The 16,221-nt window shown below is 27.6% G+C and carries 20 protein-coding genes and 1 tRNA gene; 6 read left to right on the forward strand and 15 right to left on the reverse strand.

Translation table 11 applies throughout. From position 1 onward, the window contains the following. From ACH2BO_RS07315 to ACH2BO_RS07325, 3 genes are all read right to left on the reverse strand, one after another. Window positions 1-691, reverse strand: a 691-nt coding sequence (locus ACH2BO_RS07315) for a S41 family peptidase (protein WP_395044097.1), incomplete at its 3' end; no start/stop codon positions are given. 118 nt (window positions 692-809) lie between these two features. Further along, entirely contained in the window at window positions 810-1,238 is a 429-nt protein-coding gene (locus tag ACH2BO_RS07320; protein ID WP_395044098.1) for a deoxycytidylate deaminase, read from the reverse strand. Between the two features lie 176 nt (window positions 1,239-1,414). Further along, window positions 1,415-2,008: a HupE/UreJ family protein gene (locus ACH2BO_RS07325; RefSeq protein WP_395044099.1), complete on the reverse strand. Its 594-nt coding sequence runs from the start codon at window positions 2,006-2,008 to the stop codon at window positions 1,415-1,417. Between the two features lie 144 nt (window positions 2,009-2,152). Between ACH2BO_RS07325 and ACH2BO_RS07330 the strand changes: the two genes are divergently transcribed. Next, on the forward strand, window positions 2,153-2,584 hold the full coding sequence (locus ACH2BO_RS07330) for a TerB family tellurite resistance protein (RefSeq protein WP_395044100.1): 432 nt from the start codon (window positions 2,153-2,155) through the stop codon (window positions 2,582-2,584). A 47-nt stretch (window positions 2,585-2,631) separates the two neighbouring features. On the opposite strand, the gene ACH2BO_RS07335 is transcribed toward ACH2BO_RS07330, so the two are convergent. The 5 genes from ACH2BO_RS07335 to fbp all read right to left on the reverse strand — a co-directional run bounded on the left by ACH2BO_RS07335 (window position 2,632) and on the right by fbp (window position 6,481). Continuing rightward, a complete protein-coding gene (locus tag ACH2BO_RS07335; protein ID WP_395044101.1) occupies window positions 2,632-3,723 on the reverse strand; it encodes a sensor histidine kinase in 1,092 nt (363 codons plus the stop codon). Between the two features lies 1 nt (window position 3,724). Beyond that, complete coding sequence (locus ACH2BO_RS07340; protein WP_395044102.1) at window positions 3,725-4,210, reverse strand: Rab family GTPase; 486 nt, start codon at window positions 4,208-4,210, stop codon at window positions 3,725-3,727. Then, the gene (locus tag ACH2BO_RS07345) at window positions 4,203-4,997 is read right to left on the reverse strand and encodes a cell envelope biogenesis protein OmpA (RefSeq protein WP_395044103.1); all 795 of its coding nucleotides are present in this window, start codon (window positions 4,995-4,997) and stop codon (window positions 4,203-4,205) included. The genes ACH2BO_RS07340 and ACH2BO_RS07345 overlap by 8 nt, the downstream gene beginning before the upstream one ends. 10 nt (window positions 4,998-5,007) lie before the next feature. Further along, a complete protein-coding gene (locus ACH2BO_RS07350) occupies window positions 5,008-5,370 on the reverse strand; it encodes a fructose 1,6-bisphosphatase (protein ID WP_395044104.1) in 363 nt (120 codons plus the stop codon). Window positions 5,371-5,470: 100 nt separating this feature from the next. After that, window positions 5,471-6,481 carry a class 1 fructose-bisphosphatase gene (fbp, locus tag ACH2BO_RS07355; protein ID WP_395044105.1) on the reverse strand — a complete coding sequence of 337 codons (1,011 nt, stop codon included), beginning with the start codon at window positions 6,479-6,481 and terminating at the stop codon, window positions 5,471-5,473. A gap of 135 nt (window positions 6,482-6,616) precedes the next feature. Between fbp and ACH2BO_RS07360 the strand changes: the two genes are divergently transcribed. From ACH2BO_RS07360 to ACH2BO_RS07375, 4 genes are all read left to right on the forward strand, one after another. Continuing rightward, the gene (locus ACH2BO_RS07360) at window positions 6,617-7,477 is read left to right on the forward strand and encodes a M48 family metalloprotease (RefSeq protein ID WP_395044106.1); all 861 of its coding nucleotides are present in this window, start codon (window positions 6,617-6,619) and stop codon (window positions 7,475-7,477) included. A 117-nt stretch (window positions 7,478-7,594) separates the two neighbouring features. Next, window positions 7,595-8,080 carry a GNAT family N-acetyltransferase gene (locus tag ACH2BO_RS07365; RefSeq protein WP_395044116.1) on the forward strand — a complete coding sequence of 162 codons (486 nt, stop codon included), beginning with the start codon at window positions 7,595-7,597 and terminating at the stop codon, window positions 8,078-8,080. A gap of 26 nt (window positions 8,081-8,106) precedes the next feature. Further along, complete coding sequence (locus ACH2BO_RS07370) at window positions 8,107-9,360, forward strand: aspartate kinase (RefSeq protein WP_395044107.1); 1,254 nt, start codon at window positions 8,107-8,109, stop codon at window positions 9,358-9,360. 14 nt (window positions 9,361-9,374) lie between these two features. Next, window positions 9,375-9,764 (forward strand): hypothetical protein, encoded by a 390-nt coding sequence (locus ACH2BO_RS07375; protein WP_395044108.1) that lies wholly within the window; start codon window positions 9,375-9,377, stop codon window positions 9,762-9,764. A 596-nt stretch (window positions 9,765-10,360) separates the two neighbouring features. Here ACH2BO_RS07375 and ACH2BO_RS07380 read toward each other — a convergent pair. From ACH2BO_RS07380 to ACH2BO_RS07410, 7 genes are all read right to left on the reverse strand, one after another. Next, window positions 10,361-10,753: a hypothetical protein gene (locus ACH2BO_RS07380; protein WP_395044109.1), complete on the reverse strand. Its 393-nt coding sequence runs from the start codon at window positions 10,751-10,753 to the stop codon at window positions 10,361-10,363. Between the two features lie 73 nt (window positions 10,754-10,826). Next, a complete protein-coding gene (locus tag ACH2BO_RS07385) occupies window positions 10,827-11,555 on the reverse strand; it encodes a hypothetical protein (protein WP_395044110.1) in 729 nt (242 codons plus the stop codon). A 17-nt stretch (window positions 11,556-11,572) separates the two neighbouring features. After that, entirely contained in the window at window positions 11,573-11,809 is a 237-nt protein-coding gene (locus ACH2BO_RS07390; protein ID WP_395044111.1) for a hypothetical protein, read from the reverse strand. Between the two features lie 2 nt (window positions 11,810-11,811). Continuing rightward, entirely contained in the window at window positions 11,812-12,243 is a 432-nt protein-coding gene (locus ACH2BO_RS07395; protein ID WP_395044112.1) for a lipocalin family protein, read from the reverse strand. Window positions 12,244-12,315: 72 nt separating this feature from the next. Next, a complete protein-coding gene (locus ACH2BO_RS07400) occupies window positions 12,316-13,038 on the reverse strand; it encodes a hypothetical protein (protein ID WP_395044113.1) in 723 nt (240 codons plus the stop codon). Window positions 13,039-13,054: 16 nt separating this feature from the next. Continuing rightward, on the reverse strand, window positions 13,055-14,824 hold the full coding sequence (locus ACH2BO_RS07405; protein WP_395044114.1) for a M43 family zinc metalloprotease: 1,770 nt from the start codon (window positions 14,822-14,824) through the stop codon (window positions 13,055-13,057). 802 nt (window positions 14,825-15,626) lie between these two features. Continuing rightward, window positions 15,627-15,700: transfer RNA gene (locus ACH2BO_RS07410), tRNA-Ala, on the reverse strand. Window positions 15,701-15,776: 76 nt separating this feature from the next. Here ACH2BO_RS07410 and ACH2BO_RS07415 point away from each other — a divergent pair. Next, a partial coding sequence (locus ACH2BO_RS07415; RefSeq protein ID WP_395044115.1) for a 6-pyruvoyl trahydropterin synthase family protein occupies window positions 15,777-16,221 on the forward strand: 445 nt, incomplete at its 3' end.

Consider the following 16,221-nt stretch of genomic DNA (forward strand, 5'->3'; position numbering starts at 1 on the left):
TGATGCTACTTTTCTTTAGTTTAAGTAATGCCAAATGAAATTCTTGTGCGGTTGTCTCGGCAAAACGATTTATTTTTATATAACCTGTAGTTTTGTTAAGTAAAATAGCAATATCTACACTTTTTATTGGAATTATATCGCGTATTACTTTAATTTGAAGTTGCTTTTTTTCTGATTTTCTATAAATAGTAAGATTTACTTCTGAATCTTTTTCGCCTTTTAATTTGCTAAATAAGACTTCGGTTTTTAGTTTTTTTCCAAATAATTTGAATTTGTCTGCATATAAAATTCGGTCACCTTCTTTGATTCCTGCTTTTTGTGCTGGTCCATTTTCTATTGGTTTTATCACAGCAATTGTATCGTTGAAAGAATAGAAATTAACTCCAATTCCAACAAAATCACCTTTCATGCTTTCGGCAACAGCTGTTTGGGAACTTGGAGGAACATAAACAGAATGTGGATCGAGATTTGCAAGAATATTATTTACAGTTAAGTCTACAATAGAATCGGTTTTTACATCGTCGACATATTCGTTGTCAATAAAATTTATGAGTTTGTTGAGTTTTGTTTTGTAATCATTTTTGGCAAATGAAGGTTTTTCTATTGGATAATTTAGTAATCCGCCAACGACTATTCCCAAGCCGATGCATGAAAAAAAAAGTAATGGTATGTATATTTTATTTATTTTCATTTTATGCTGAACTTGTTTTTGTTTAGTATTTAAAAGTAAAACGTTTTATAAATTAAATTATTTTATTTTAAATTTATTATTTCTACAAATAAAAAGTTGAAATGATAAAACACAAAAATTATTCTAAATCTTCAATTTGCGAAACTTCGATTCCTGCTTTTATTAAAAAATCTATTCCAGAAGTGTCGCGATATCCGTTTTTATAAACTACTCTTTTTATTCCTGATTGATGAATTAACTTACTACATTCTTTGCAAGGCGAAAGTGTGATGTATAACGTGCCGTTTTCGCAAGATTGAGTTGAGCTTGCAACTTTTAATATGGCATTTGCTTCAGCATGAAGAACGTACCATTGAGTTAATCCTTCTTCGTCTTCGCAGCAGTTTTCAAAACCCGATGGTGTACCGTTGTAACCATCAGAAATTATCATTCTGTCGCGAACTATTATTGCGCCAACTTGCTTTCGTTTACAGTAGGATAATTTGCTCCATTCTGATGCTATTCGTAAATATGCTTTGTCGTATTTGTTTTGTTTTTTTTCTTTCATGCTGAATTTATTTCAGTATCTCTATTTTGTGAAATTTACCATTTTAATTTTGAATTTTATTCAAATGGTTTGCCGTTTAGCCCTGATCGAAACGACACCTTGTATAGTGAAGAGCAGGAAAATGGTTTACAAATATAACTACTGATTCGCTTCATACTAATAATAGCTATGAATTTTTATTTTTTAAAGATTGGATTGTCTATAATTAGTGGTACAACAACTCCAAGAACGAATGCCGACATAACAAGTGTGAAATCGCGTTTGCTGAATCTAAACAAGGTTTGAACTACAAACGATAGTGTTAAAACTGCAAGAATTACTATGATTTGTGATGTTTCGATTCCTAATGAAAACTCGAATAAAGGAATTAGTTTATCGGTTGGTTTTCCTGGTAAAATGGCTTTGAAATAGTTAGAAAATGCCAAACCATGAATGATTCCAAAAAATAATGTTACTGCTCCAATAAAGGTTATGCTGTCTTGCTTTGATGATTTTCCGGCTGTGAGAATGTTGTAAAAAGCGGTAATTAATATTGTAATTGGAATTAATAATTCGATAATATTGGCTTTTACCGTGATGATGTTTAATACAGAAAGCAGCAAGGACAAGGTGTGTCCAATGGTAAAAATGGTTGCTAATAACACTATTCTTTTCCAATCTTTAAATGCGTAAGGAACAGTTAATGCTATAAGAAATAAAACGTGATCATAGCCATTAATGTCTAAAACATGGTTGAGACCAATTTTGAAATAAATCCAAAAATCTGACATGGTAATGTGTTTTAAGGTATTTTGGGAATGTAAACTTACAATTTATTTTGTATTTTAATCAGAAGTTTATCTTAAATTCGTTTAAAAACATTTTCCTTTTTTGAGGAAATTAAATTACCTTTGCAGTATAAAACCAATATAATTATGTCATTTTCAGATTTATTTGATAGCGAATTTAAAACTAGAAATAAAGGTCATTTTTCATCTATTGTGCGTGTTGCAATTGCTGATGGTGATTTAAGTAAAGAGGAAAAAGAATTTTTAGACAAACTTGCTGTGCGATTGGAGATTTCGGCAGCTGAGTATGAAGAGATTCTTGAAAACCCATTGAAATATCCAATTAATCCTCCTTATTTGCATGCGCAACGATTGGAGCGTTTGTATGATTTATCAAGAATGGTTTATGTTGATCATGTTTTGGGACCAAAACAAAAAGAAATTTTAACAAAATTTGCTTTAGCACTAGGTTTTACGCCAGGAAATGTACCTTTTATTGTTGATAAAGCTTTGTCTTTATTGTTGATGAGTGTAGATTCTGATACATTTGTGTATGAAATGACACACATGAATAAATAGTATTTTCACACTAAAATTATATAGAAAGCCATGATAAATCGTGGCTTTTATTTTTTAATTTGTAGTGGCAATTCAATAACGAAAGTTGTGCCAACATTTACTATTGAAGTGTAATCTATTTTTCCGTTCATGAGTTGAACAAGATTAGAAACAATTGACAAACCAAGTCCTAATCCTTCAATTTTTTTAGAATTATGAAGTTTTTTAAAACTTTGAAATACCTCTTCTTTAAAATTAGATTTTATTCCAGTTCCTGTATCAGAAACTTTAATCATTAGAATTGAATTATTCTTTATCACTTTATCTCTTGTAACTGAAAGTAAAACTGTTCCTTCTTTTGTAAATTTCACCGAATTATCTAATAAATTTATAATTATTTGAATAAATCTTTTTTTGTCACCAATTATATTTCTTGGTAAATTTTCATCTATTTCTAACTTAAAATCGATTCCTTTAGTAACGGCTTTGTGGCTTATAAGTTTTTCGATTTGGTCTAAAGTAGATTTTAAATCAAAAGGTTTTTGCTCAATTTCAATTAGCCCTTTTTCAATTTTTGATAAGTCTAAAATATCATCAACAAGTTCTTTTATATGAATGTTGGTTTCTTTTAATAAATCTATTAGTTCTTTTTGATGTGCGTTGATTTCAGATTTCTCTAACATTCCTAAAAACCAAAGTGAAGCACTAATTGGCGTTCTTATATCGTGAGTAACATTGGCCAGAAATTTATTTTTAAAATTCTTTTCAGATTCTAATTGTTGGTTTTTTAAATCAGATAAATGAAAACTTAAAACTGATTCGTTTTTTTCTTGAGCAATGCTTTGAAAATTATTATAATGCTTTGTAAAATCTATAAAAATCAAAAATGGATTTAGGTCATTGGAACCCGAATTAAAAATTATATCTAGAGATGTTTTTTTTGAATTTATGTCAAGATGAATACAACTAAAAGTATATTCTTTTTCGTTAAGGTCAATTAGAGACAGAATAGTTTCAAAAAAAGGATGAAAATCGGCAATCGAAGTTTGAGGTGTAATTTGATAAATTATGTCATCAGAATCTATAACTAATCCTTGCTTGTTTAGTACAATAATTTGGGTTTTATTATAAAGGTATTTATTTCTAATTTCTTCAAACATACTAAATCATTTTGGCGCCAATAGTTTGAAATAAATTTTCGATTTCTATTCCTTCTTTTGCACTTGCAAAAAAATCAATTGCAATGTTTTTAGATTCTAAAAGAGTTTTAAATTCATCAACATTTATTAAGTCTGATTTGTTAGCCACTGCTACAATTTGAGCTTTTGGATATGTTGTTTTAAGAAACTCTAATCCTTCATTAAATCGGTCATAAGTTTGTGGTCTTGTTGGATCAATAACATATACAAATCCAGAAGTTCCAAGCAAGTAAGAAGAACGAATTGTAGTAATATCATCTTTTCCTTCAATATCCCAAATTATTAAAGTTAAGTTGGTTTTTTCAACTTTTATTTCCTTTTTTAAGATGTGTACACCAATAGTTACAATATAATTATCAGAGAATGTGTTTTGCACAAAACGTCTCATTAATGAAGACTTGCCAACTCCAAAATGCCCAACTAAAACTACTTTTTTAGAACTATTCATTTTCTATAAATTGTTTTAATTTAATAATAATTTGTTCTTTATCAATCGAATCAGTTTTTATATTTGAAGCAATATTGAATAATTTGTCTTCCAATTTATTTTTAAAAGCGGCATCTAATCCTCCTGAAATAACTACTGCAAAATAATAAGTAGTGAAGTTTTGAATATGAATATCAAACAATTCATACTGAATTAATTCTAAACTTTGTTCGTCTTTTTTAAATGCATCTTCAACAAAGCTTTTAATTGCTGTTAACATTCCGGCAATCATATCTTCATCAACACTTTCTTCTTTAGAAACACTTGCAATTATTAATCCTGACCCTTTTTCAATCAAAAACACTTGCTCTGCTTTTATATTGTTTAACTCAGAAAGTATAATTTCGTTTTCAGAAACTCCAGAAAAAATTGATTTGAACTTTCTTTTAATTGCTTTTAATGAAAAGGTGTTTTGTAACTGATTGTTAATTTTGTCTGAAAGTATTTTCATTTCTTGTTGAATATACTTTTTAATCATTTTTCCCATAATTGGAAAAAGCGCTTCTACTACTTTATCCTGAGATTTTATTAGTGCTTCAGCAATAACTGGACCCAATTTATCTGGAATTCCTTCTACAAAAGTGTCTAGTTTTTTGTCTATTATTGGGTTTACTTTTTCTGAAAGTTTTTCATGTGTATTTACGGTGTCTTCAAGAGAATCTAGTTTTTGTAGAATATTTTGCGCAAAATCTCTGTCCTCATTAAGAAGAAGTTCTTTGAGCTTAATAAATTTCTCTGAATCGGTCATAAAAAACTATTTAGTCTTTCATAATCTTTTCACCCATAGAAACTAATAATGTTCCAAGCAAGTTTCGATCAACTTTTTTATGATTGAGTTCATCCGTTTTATCATTCATACTGTTTTCTAAATCAGTAATTCTAATGTTTAAATCGGTTGCTAGATTGTCAATAGTAGCGTTTAATTCTTTGCGAGTTTCTGCTATGAAGTCTTCAAGTTCTTCTTTTCTTTTTTCGACATGGTTTTTTATTGATTGGAATTCCTTGTCAATTTGTTGAATATTTTCACCAAAAATTAGGTTTTTGATAGCTTCCAATCTTTGAGAAGATTCTAACGGATTTACCGCAGCAACTTCTGTTTCTTTTGGTTGATTTTTAGACATATAAATAAAGTAGATTTGTTGAAAAATGTTAGCAAATCTAACAAATTTCTACTTACAAATGCTAATTTTTTTTGACTAAAAAATAATTTTAGAATTTTGATTACACAATTGAGAGTTTCATGAATTCTTCTGCTTTTTCAACCATGTTAAAGCTTCCGCAGAAAAAAGGAACACGTTGGTGCAATTCTGTAGGTTCAATTTCCATAATTCTTGTATAGCCATCAGATGCTTTTCCGCCAGCTTGTTCAGCTATAAATGCCATTGGGTTACATTCATATAATAATCTAAGTTTACCTTTTGGCGCTTTAGAGCTTGTTGGGTAGATATAAATTCCGCCTTTAATCATGTTTCTATGAATGTCAGATACTAAACTTCCAATGTATCTTGAAGTGTATGGTCTATCGCCTTCTTCTAATTGACAATATTTTAAATAATTCTTAACTCCTTGCGGAAAATGAACATAATTTCCTTCATTGATAGAATAAATGGTTCCATCTTTAGAAAACTTCATATTTGGATGCGAAAGATAAAAAGTTCCAATTGCCGGATTTAACGTAAAACCAGTTACACCATGACCAGTTGTATAAACCAACATGGTTGAAGTTCCGTAAATAACATAACCTGCAGCAACTTGATGAATTCCTTTTTGAAGAAAATCTTCACTTTGTACTGGAGTTCCAATTGGCGTTACACGTCTAAAAACCGAAAAAATTGTTCCCACAGAAACATTTACATCAATATTAGATGAACCATCCAAAGGATCCATTAATACTACATATTTATTATTATGAGATTTATCACTTCCTGCTACAGTTATAAAATCATCATTTTCTTCAGATGCAATTCCGCATACAATTTCACGATTAATCAAAGTTTGAATAAAAACTTCATTGGCATAAACATCAAGCTTTTGTTGATCTTCTCCTTGAATATTTTGTTCTCCAGCAGCACCAACAATATCAACTAATCCTGCTTTATTTACTTTGTAATTTACCACTTTTGCTGCCAATCTAATAGAATTTATAATTCTAGATAATTCGCCAGATGAATATTGAAAAGCATTTTGATTTTCAATGATAAATTCTCCTAAAGTTGTATTGCGTGTTTCCATTTACGAAATCGTTGTAGTGTTTTTGCAAATATCGTTTATTTTATCAAAATTAAATTATAAACCAGTAAAATTTCTACTACATATTTTTGGTAAACTTATTTTATCTTTGCTCTTCAATTTATTAAATTTTATATCATGAAAATTAAATCATTTTTGACTTTTATTCTACTAGTAACTTTAAGTTTTTCTAATGCACATGCTCAAATAAATTTAGGTGATAAAGCTCTTGGAGCATTACAAAGTGGAGTTGCAAGTTTTACTTTTAGTAATGAAGATGCAGCAAAATTATCTAAAGATGCAGTAAGAAAAATGGATTCTACCAATGTTGTTGCAGGTGCAAAAGATGGATATTCAATAAGATTAAATAGAATTTTTGGAAAACACGCAGCCGAAAAAGGATTGACATTAAATTATAAAGTATATTTAACCAAAGATGTTAACGCATTTGCAACTGCAGACGGAAGTGTTAGAGTATATTCTGGCCTGATGGATATTATGGATGATAATCAATTACTTGCAGTTATTGGTCACGAAATTGGTCACGTTGCCAATGAAGATACTAAAGATGCAATGAAAGCAGCTTTAAGAAAAGGAGCATTAATTGGAGTAGTTTCATCACAATCTGATAAAATTGCTAAAATTACAGACAGCCAATTAGGACAACTTGGAAGCGCAATGCTTGACAGTAAACACAGCAGAAAGCAAGAAACTGAAGCAGATAATTTTTCTTATGATTTTATGAAACAAAATGGTTATGATGTAAATGCTGTAGAAGCAGCTTTTGCACTTTTGGCTAGTAAAAGTGGAGGAAATTCTGCCGATTTTTTAACCAAAATGATGAGTTCACATCCAGATCCAAAAGACAGAGCCGAAAATGCAAAACAAAGAGCAATTAGTGATGGTTTATACAAAACTTACGTTACAAAACCAATAAATAATAAAGCGGTTTCAACAAAAATTCCTGTAAAAAAGGTAGTTAAAAAGAAGAAAAAATAAATTCAATATAACTATAATTTTAAAATTCCAAATTCCAAATCTTTTATAATGGAATTTGGACTCAAGTATTTGCGAACTGGCAAAGCAATTTGTATTTTTGAAACTTATTTTACTAAAATGATAATAAGAAAAGGAACTCCAATCGACATGAATTCGGTTTTAGAATTGATAAAAGAATTGGCAGTTTACGAAAAAGAACCCAATGCAGTAGTTGTAACTGTTGATGATTTAGTTCGTGATGGTTTTGCCGAAAATCCATTGTTTTATACTTTTGTTGCAGAAATTGATAATGAGATAATTGGAATTGCACTTTATTATTACAGATATTCTACTTGGAAAGGAAAAACAATTCATCTAGAAGATTTAATTGTAAAAGAAAATAAACGCGGAACTGGTGCAGGATTTGCATTGTATAGTGAAATTATTGCACAAGGAAAACGAGACAATGTGAAAAGAATTGAATGGGCAGTTTTAGATTGGAACACACCAGCAATAGATTTTTATAAAAAAACTGGAGCTAAAATGCTTGAAGATTGGAATTTAGTTCAAATGGATGAAAAAGGAATTAATGAATTTTTAGAAAAAATTAATCTTAATACTTAATACTAAAGTCTTAATACTAATATAGAATGAGGATATTCAAATTTGGTGGAGCATCAGTAAAAGATGCTAATGGAATAAAAAATGTTTTTGATTTACTTTTAAAAGTTGGTCACGAAGATTTGCTAATTGTTATTTCTGCAATGGGAAAAACAACCAATGCACTTGAAACAGTTATCAAAAACTATTTTGAAAAATCTAACGAATTTCATGCTTCGCTTCAAGAAGTTAGAAAATACCACAACCAAATTTTATTAGATTTATTTGACGACGAAGAACATGATGTTTTTTTTGCAGTAAACAGCCATTTTGCCGATTTAGAATATTTTTTAAGAAGTAATAAATCACCTAATTATAATTTTGTTTACGACCAAGTAATTAGTTATGGCGAAATTGTTTCTACAACAATTGTAAGCCATTATTTTAATCATAAAGAATTAAAAAACAATTGGATAGATGTTAGAAATTTTATAAAAACAGACGCAACTTATAGAGATGCAGAAGTTGATTGGGAACAAACTCAAAAACTAATTTCGAAAGGAATAAAGAAAAAGGCATTAAACATTACACAAGGATTTTTGGGCTCTGACGAGAATAATTTTACAACAACTCTTGGTCGTGAAGGTTCAGATTATACAGCTGCAATTTTTGCCTATTGCTTAAGCGCAGAAAGTGTTACCATCTGGAAAGATGTTCCTGGAGTTTTAAATGCCGATCCAAGATATTTTGAAAATGCGGTTTTACTAAATCAAATCTCCTATCGCGAAGCCATTGAATTAGCTTTTTATGGCGCAAGTGTAATTCATCCAAAAACACTTCAACCGCTTCAAAAAAAAGAAATCCCATTATTTGTAAAATCATTTATAAATCCATTATTGCCTGGTACTTCAGTTTCTAAAGGTGCCGATTTAGAGCCAAAAACGGCTTGTTTTATTGTTAAGAAAAATCAGTTATTAATTTCGCTTTCTTCAATAGATTTTTCATTTATTATGGAAGAAAATATTAGTGAAATTTTCGCGTTGCTTCATAAGTTCAAAATAAAAGTTAGTTTGATTCAAAATTCAGCTATTAGTTTCTCGGTTTGTATTGAAGATAAATTTGAAAATTTTAATGAATTAAAAACCATTTTGTCTAAAAAGTTTAAAGTATCTTATAACGAAAATGTTTCACTTTATACTATTAGGCATTTTACAAAAGATGCTTCCGAAATGGTAGAAAAAGATAAAATAGTTTTATTGAAACAAATTTCTAGAGAAACAATGCAGGTTGTAACCAAAGAATAGTGATTTTAATAAAAATGAAAAAAAGAATTGCATTTACCTTTTTACTATTAATCAGTTTTAATATCATAAAATCTCAAGAAATTAAAAGAGATATTGAAGATATTTATTTAAAAAAGTTACTCATTGAAAAAGACAGTACTAGCCAAGAAAAATTTCAAAACTTTGCTATTAATTTATTTTTGAATGGAACTAGATTGAATGATTCTATTCTTAAAAATCATGATAAAAATTTTGTTGGCGTATGTTTAAAAGCAGAAGTAGATTCTCTAAAAATTAGAAAAATAGAATTTAATATATATGCTTTAAGTTATAAAGATAATAGAGAGAAAAATTTTCACAAAAAATTATATTTTTCAGGATTTGAAGGCATAGCAAATTTTTATGTAATTTGTTATAATGAATGACACAGAGAAAAATTAAATAATGCGTTAAAAACGTATTTAGACGGAAATACAATACCAAAGTCAAACGATGCATATAAATTTTCATCAAGATTTGAACTAGAAAACGATAGTTATTCCAAGATTTTTAATTCTGATAATCTTTCTAAAATTGTTATAGGAAACTCTTACTCCTACATAAGAATAAATGGAAATTACATAATACAAATTGAAGGTTTTCCAGACAAAGAATTAGATACAGATACTGAAAATTTATACGTAACAGATTATTTTATAAAGGATTGGTATACAATAAGTGTTTTTATTATAAATGAAGATGTTGGAAATTCATATGACACTAAATTTTAATTTTTTATAAAAATTTACAACAATAATTAGTTAAGATGGGATTCGAGTATTATTTAATTAATTTTTTCTAAAAATTTAAAATAATAATTAGTCAGATGAGATTCGAGTATAATTTAATTAATTTTCTCTAAAAATTTAAAATAATTATTATTCATGATGGGATTCGAGTGCTATTTAATTAATTTATTAATAATAAAAGACCGTTTCATTTTTTGAAACGGTCTTTTAAGATTTACATTTTCTATAAAAAATTAGTTATCATTGATTTTACCATATCGTATCGCACCATAACCAGATGGAATAGTTATTATTAATTTTGAATTATCGATTGAATAAATTTTACCGATTAATTCGTTATTTTGTGATAATAAACTATCATTTGAAATAGTGTAAGTCCCACTATCATGAGGATTTCCAAAAAGTGTAGAATTAAATGTTTCATTTGTATAGGTAGTACTAATTCCATTAGGAATTGGATAAAAACCATCAGGATTTTCATCAGTTGCTACATCATCATAATATCCTTCGTTTACCCATGTACCAATTAATTTTGATTGTAATTTAGGATTAGTATTGTTGGTTTCATTATTTTCACTACAACCTAAGAATACAAATAATGTAAATATTATAATTATTTTTTTCATGATTTCTTTATTTTAATTATTCTGCTATAATTATTTGTTGTCTAAAACCACCTTCATTGGTAAATAAAAAGATTTAATTATACTCAAACCTAGAGATATAATAATTTTCATTATTGTCAATTTTGATAATTTTATTTTCACTATTTACTGTTTTTTGAAATTGAAAATAACTTAAAGGAAAATTAAAATCATCATCTTGATAAGGATATACTTTTTTAGTTTGAAAAAAGTTTTTAAAATAAGGGTTTGAATGCATTCTTAAAACTCCAATTGATTTAATTAAATGCATAGGATTTGTAACTGTTGTATCATAATCAAGATATTCGACAAAAACAGTATCAGCTTGAACCTCTGAAATAACATTGTCATTTTCGTCATAATTGAATTTATGAATGTCTCCCATAAAATGGCTTTCAATTACTTTATCATTTAAAAAAGTATAGCTTAAGGCATTGTTTACACTTAAATCTATTGGATTTCCATACAAAGTAGCTACATTTCCACTCCATACAACATTAATAATCAATTCATTATTACGAATTTCTTTAATTACTCTACCTTGATTGTCATATTCAAAAGTACTTGTACTGTTGTATTGTGGAAATATAATACTATTGAAAACTTCTTTTAAAACTTTACCATCACTATCAAAAAAATATTCTTTAGTATGTATAATATTTTCTTCTGATGAATCTGTTACAATCTCTTTTAAGGTGCTAGTAGATGTTGTGTTATTTCCATCGTTTGATGAACAACTAATTATTACAATAAATGTAATAATAGATAAAATTAATTTTTTCATTTTTCTTTATTTAAATTTTATTCTGCAATTATTATTTGTTGTCTAAAACCGCCTTCATTGGTAAATAAATTTACAACATAATTATTTCCGCTAATTAAATTTACATTTTCTATTGTAAACTCATTTGTCTCGAAAACATTTCTATACACTTCATTACCATTGTAGTCAAAAATGGTTATTGAATTAATTCCATCATTAGATGAAAAACTAAAAAATGCTATACTAATAATTAGTGTTAAAAATATTTTTTTCATGATTATTGTTCAACTTTTTGATATCTCTCTCGCCAACCTAATGAACCTTCTCCAAGAAAGGGATAATATTCTAAATACTGCTCATTCAATATTAAAATCTTATCATTAAATGTCATATTTGGGTTTAAAGAATTTGCATTAAAATTCCTTGTAATGACAGAATCTTCGGAAACTGAAAATATTCCATCAGGATTTATTTCATCACCAACATTATCAAATTGTCCATCAGAACTAAATTTATAAACATCACCATTCTCAACTAAATGATAATTAGTTCCAGTTATTGGGTCATTATCCATATCGTCATAATAACCAATAAGTTTCCAAGTACCAACCAATTTTTCTTTCATTAAGTTGGTTTGATTATTTTCATCATTATTGGAGCAACTTACTATTGTTATGCAACTAATGAGTGTTAATATTATTTTTTTCATGATTTCTTTATTTTAATTATTCTGCTATAATTATTTGTTGTCTAAAACCTCCTTCATTTGTATATAAAAAATTTAATTATACTCAAACCTAGAAATATAATGATTTTCTTCATTATCAATTTTAATGATTCTATTTTCACTATCAACAAATTTTTCAAATTGAAAATATTGAATTGGTGTAGAATAATCATCATCTTGATAAGGATATACTTTTTTAGTTTGAAAAAAGTTTTTAAAATAAGGGTTTTTATGCATTCTTAAAACTCCAATTGATTTAATTAAATGCATCGGATTTATCACTGTTGTATCATAATCAAGATATTCGACAAAAACAGTATCAGCTTGAACCTCTGAAATAACATTGTCATTTTCGTCATAATTGAATTTATGGATGTTTCCGTTTCCAGTATAATTGATTTCTGTAACTTTATCATTTGAAAAAGTATAATTAATTGCATTACCCGAGGTGCTGTAAATAGTAGCTACATTTTCATTCCATACAACAATAGTACCCACTTCATTATTTCGAGTTTCTTTAATTACTCTACCTTGATTGTCATATTCAAAAGTACTTATACTGTTGTATTGTGGAAAAAACTGGTTAGTATTAATTTCCTTAATAACTTTTCCATCATTATCAAATTTATATTCTATAGTATAAGTTTCATTGATTATATCACCATTGTTAGTTATAATCTGTTTTAAAGAACTAGTTGATGTAACGCTGTTTCCATCATTTGATGAACAACTTAAATAAGCTATACTACTAATTAGTATTACTATTATTTTTTTCATAATTTCTTTATTTTAATTATTCTGCTATTATTATTTGTTGTCTAAAACCTCCTTCATTTGTAAATAAATTTACTACATAATTGTTTCCACTAATTAAATTTACGTTATCTATTGTAAATTCATTTGTCTCGAAAACATTTCTGTAAACTTCATTACCATTATAGTCAAAAATGGTTATTGAATTATTTACCTTATCAAGATCACTATTAAAAAATTGCGGTTCTTCAAGGTCTTTATAATTGCATGGTGATGTATGTTCTGGTTTTATTACAATAACATTTATTTGCCCATTTCTAACATGATTAGGAGCAATAATTGATTGAACCGCATTTTTAAAACAAGGATTGTTTTTTGGGTCACCAACATCAACATAATTTTCATTAATTAAAAATTCTTCACCAGATAATGAAACACCATTACAACTAATTAAATAACTATTTGTACTAGAACCCCAATTAACTATGGCTTGATTAGAATTGCTTGTAAATTTATTTGGTTCATTTGAAGTAGCTCCAATAAAATGAGGTTTTGTGCCTTCGTTATTTGTAGCTGTAGCGTTTGGATTTTCTATTATTTCCCAATTATATTTTACTATTGGGTCATCTTCGTCCTCTGGATCAATAGGAACTATTAATCCCATATTTCCGAAGTCTTTACTTACCCAATCATACGTTCCAGATATTCTAAATGACCCAAACCAACAATTTGTTTTTATAGTTTTGGTTTTTACTATTGTTCCATTCATAGTAACAGTAACTATTGATGAAGTAGATGAATTACCTCCATTAAAATAAGAAATATTAGCTGTCGGATTTGTAGAAACTCCATTAATTTGTAATTTTCCAGTTACACTCCAATTGTATGTTGGAGGTGTTGCAAATGTTGTTCCTGAAACACTGTAAATTCCATTTTGATTTCTTAATCGGCATAATTTTGTAGGACCAATAATTTTAGCACTACATCCATAAGAGCGAAAAGGTTGCAAATATGCTGCATTTTCAATAGCATCACGCATTCTAATCCCTTGACCTGTTGTAAAATGGTCTTTAGCATTTAACCAATAAGACATAATATTACTTTTATCTGGGTTATATAAACTTAAATTCCAATTTAATGTTGTTGGAATACATGAATTATCCGTTACATATTTATCCGCAGGTGTGTCGGGAACTAAATCTCCATGAGTATTCTTATTTGAACCATTTGGATTTTCTGCTAAAGTTGCATTAAAGCCATAACAAGGTGCTGACGAAGAATTATTAAAAGATCCCTTATGAGTGTGTTGAAGGTTTAAACAATGCCCAATTTCGTGAGCTAGAGCATTATCGATATTTAGTAAAGCACTTTTTTCAACAATTACTCTGGTTGTTGTGTTAATGCCATAAAAAGCTTCTCCAGGAGAAGAATAATCAGTAACTAAATAAATATTAATTGCATTGGCAATTTGCGGTATGCTTATTGCCGCAGCATTATTATTGTAATTTGAATTGTCTATAAAATCGTAGGTTCCAAGTTGATTTATTGTTATATTATGGGGATTGAAAACTTGATTTAAATTATTTAAAATTGCAGGTATTTTCGTGACATCATATCCATTAGTTCCATCATTATTTCTAAAAATTCTGAAAGCAATATTTATACATAAATTGTTAGTTGTGGGAATGTAAGGAACAGCAACATTTCTTTCATAATTTTGATTTTCAACTATGGATTCAGTTCCACACTGCTGTGCATTCACATTCGACAAACAAACAAACAAACAAACAAACAAAGATAAATTTTTCATAAGCAATTGTTTTTAAATGGTTAATAGTTTTACGAATGTATAAAATATAATTTAATTAACAAAATTATTCTGTATTATTTTTCTGAAAATTAACTAGATAGTTTTTTTCTAAAAATTTAAAACATGATTACTGATGATGTGATTCGAGTACTGTTTAATTAATTTTTTCTAAAAATTTGAAACAATAATTAGTCAAGATGGTATTCGGTAATCTTTAATTAATTTTTTCTAAAAATTTGAAACAATAATTAGTCAAGATGGGATTCGGTAATCTTTAATTAATTTTTTCTAAAATTTTGAAACAATAATTAGTCAAGATGAGATTCGAGTACTATTTAATTAATTTTTTCTAAAAACTTAAAATAATAATTAGTCAAGATGGGATTCGGTAATCTTTAATTAATTTTTTCTAAAAATTTACAACAATAATTAGTTAAGATGAGATTCGAGTACTATTTAATTAATTTTTTCTAAAAATTTAAAATAATAATTATTCAAGATGGGATTCGAGCATAATTTAATTAATTTTTTCTAAAAATTTAAAAAAAATCTAGTGTTTAATAATTTGGATTCGAACAATTCTTTAATTAATTTTTTCTAAAAATTTAAAACAATAATTAGTCAAGATGGGATTCGATACTATTTAATTAATTTTTTCTAAAAACTTAAAATAATAATTATTCAAGATGGGAATCGAGTACTATTTAATTAATTTTTTCTAAAAATTTAAAATAATAATTATTCAAGATGGGATTCGAGTATAATTTAATTAATTTTTTCTAAAAATTTAAAAAAAATCTAGTGGAGAAGATGGGATTCGAACCCACGACTTCTTGCCTGCCAGGCAAACACTCTAACCAACTGAGCTACATCCCCAAAATTTTTGTAAAAATATAATTTTATTAACTACTTTTTGTTAAATTAGATTATTAATTTTGTTCAAAATAATATTATGAGCAAAATTAGAATTACCAAACAGTTTTCTTTTGAAACAGGTCATGCTCTTTATGGCTATGACGGAAAATGTAAAAATGTTCATGGACACAGTTATAAATTATCAGTTACCGTTATTGGAACTCCAATTTTGGATAATACAAATGTTAAGTTTGGAATGGTAATCGATTTTACTGATTTAAAAACCATTGTAAGAGAAGAAATTGTTGATAATTTTGACCATGCAACTGTTTTCAATAAGAACACGCCACATGTTGAATTAGCAAAAGAACTTTCTAATCGCGGACATCACGTTATTCTTGTTGATTATCAACCAACTAGTGAAAATATGGTTGTTGATTTTGCACAAAAAATACAAAACAGATTGCCAAAAAATATTCAATTGCATTCTTTAAAACTACAAGAAACCGAAAGCTCGTTTGCCGAATGGTTTGCCTCAGATA

Origin of the sequence: Flavobacterium sp. (genome assembly GCF_043773265.1) — a bacterium.
Classification (GTDB): Bacteria; Bacteroidota; Bacteroidia; order Flavobacteriales; family Flavobacteriaceae; genus Flavobacterium.

What these genes read in the sequence shown, in the direction of transcription:
- ACH2BO_RS07320 (WP_395044098.1), bottom strand. Translation starts at nt 1,238, where the DNA reads ATGAAAGAAAAAAAACAAAACAAATACGACAAAGCATATTTACGAATA.
- ACH2BO_RS07325 (WP_395044099.1), bottom strand. Translation starts at nt 2,008, where the DNA reads ATGTCAGATTTTTGGATTTATTTCAAAATTGGTCTCAACCATGTTTTA.
- ACH2BO_RS07330 (WP_395044100.1), top strand. Translation starts at nt 2,153, where the DNA reads ATGTCATTTTCAGATTTATTTGATAGCGAATTTAAAACTAGAAATAAA.
- ACH2BO_RS07335 (WP_395044101.1), bottom strand. Translation starts at nt 3,723, where the DNA reads ATGTTTGAAGAAATTAGAAATAAATACCTTTATAATAAAACCCAAATT.
- ACH2BO_RS07340 (WP_395044102.1), bottom strand. Translation starts at nt 4,210, where the DNA reads ATGAATAGTTCTAAAAAAGTAGTTTTAGTTGGGCATTTTGGAGTTGGC.
- ACH2BO_RS07345 (WP_395044103.1), bottom strand. Translation starts at nt 4,997, where the DNA reads ATGACCGATTCAGAGAAATTTATTAAGCTCAAAGAACTTCTTCTTAAT.
- ACH2BO_RS07350 (WP_395044104.1), bottom strand. Translation starts at nt 5,370, where the DNA reads ATGTCTAAAAATCAACCAAAAGAAACAGAAGTTGCTGCGGTAAATCCG.
- fbp (WP_395044105.1), bottom strand. Translation starts at nt 6,481, where the DNA reads ATGGAAACACGCAATACAACTTTAGGAGAATTTATCATTGAAAATCAA.
- ACH2BO_RS07360 (WP_395044106.1), top strand. Translation starts at nt 6,617, where the DNA reads ATGAAAATTAAATCATTTTTGACTTTTATTCTACTAGTAACTTTAAGT.
- ACH2BO_RS07365 (WP_395044116.1), top strand. Translation starts at nt 7,595, where the DNA reads ATGATAATAAGAAAAGGAACTCCAATCGACATGAATTCGGTTTTAGAA.
- ACH2BO_RS07370 (WP_395044107.1), top strand. Translation starts at nt 8,107, where the DNA reads ATGAGGATATTCAAATTTGGTGGAGCATCAGTAAAAGATGCTAATGGA.
- ACH2BO_RS07375 (WP_395044108.1), top strand. Translation starts at nt 9,375, where the DNA reads ATGAAAAAAAGAATTGCATTTACCTTTTTACTATTAATCAGTTTTAAT.
- ACH2BO_RS07380 (WP_395044109.1), bottom strand. Translation starts at nt 10,753, where the DNA reads ATGAAAAAAATAATTATAATATTTACATTATTTGTATTCTTAGGTTGT.
- ACH2BO_RS07385 (WP_395044110.1), bottom strand. Translation starts at nt 11,555, where the DNA reads ATGAAAAAATTAATTTTATCTATTATTACATTTATTGTAATAATTAGT.
- ACH2BO_RS07390 (WP_395044111.1), bottom strand. Translation starts at nt 11,809, where the DNA reads ATGAAAAAAATATTTTTAACACTAATTATTAGTATAGCATTTTTTAGT.
- ACH2BO_RS07395 (WP_395044112.1), bottom strand. Translation starts at nt 12,243, where the DNA reads ATGAAAAAAATAATATTAACACTCATTAGTTGCATAACAATAGTAAGT.
- ACH2BO_RS07400 (WP_395044113.1), bottom strand. Translation starts at nt 13,038, where the DNA reads ATGAAAAAAATAATAGTAATACTAATTAGTAGTATAGCTTATTTAAGT.
- ACH2BO_RS07405 (WP_395044114.1), bottom strand. Translation starts at nt 14,824, where the DNA reads ATGAAAAATTTATCTTTGTTTGTTTGTTTGTTTGTTTGTTTGTCGAAT.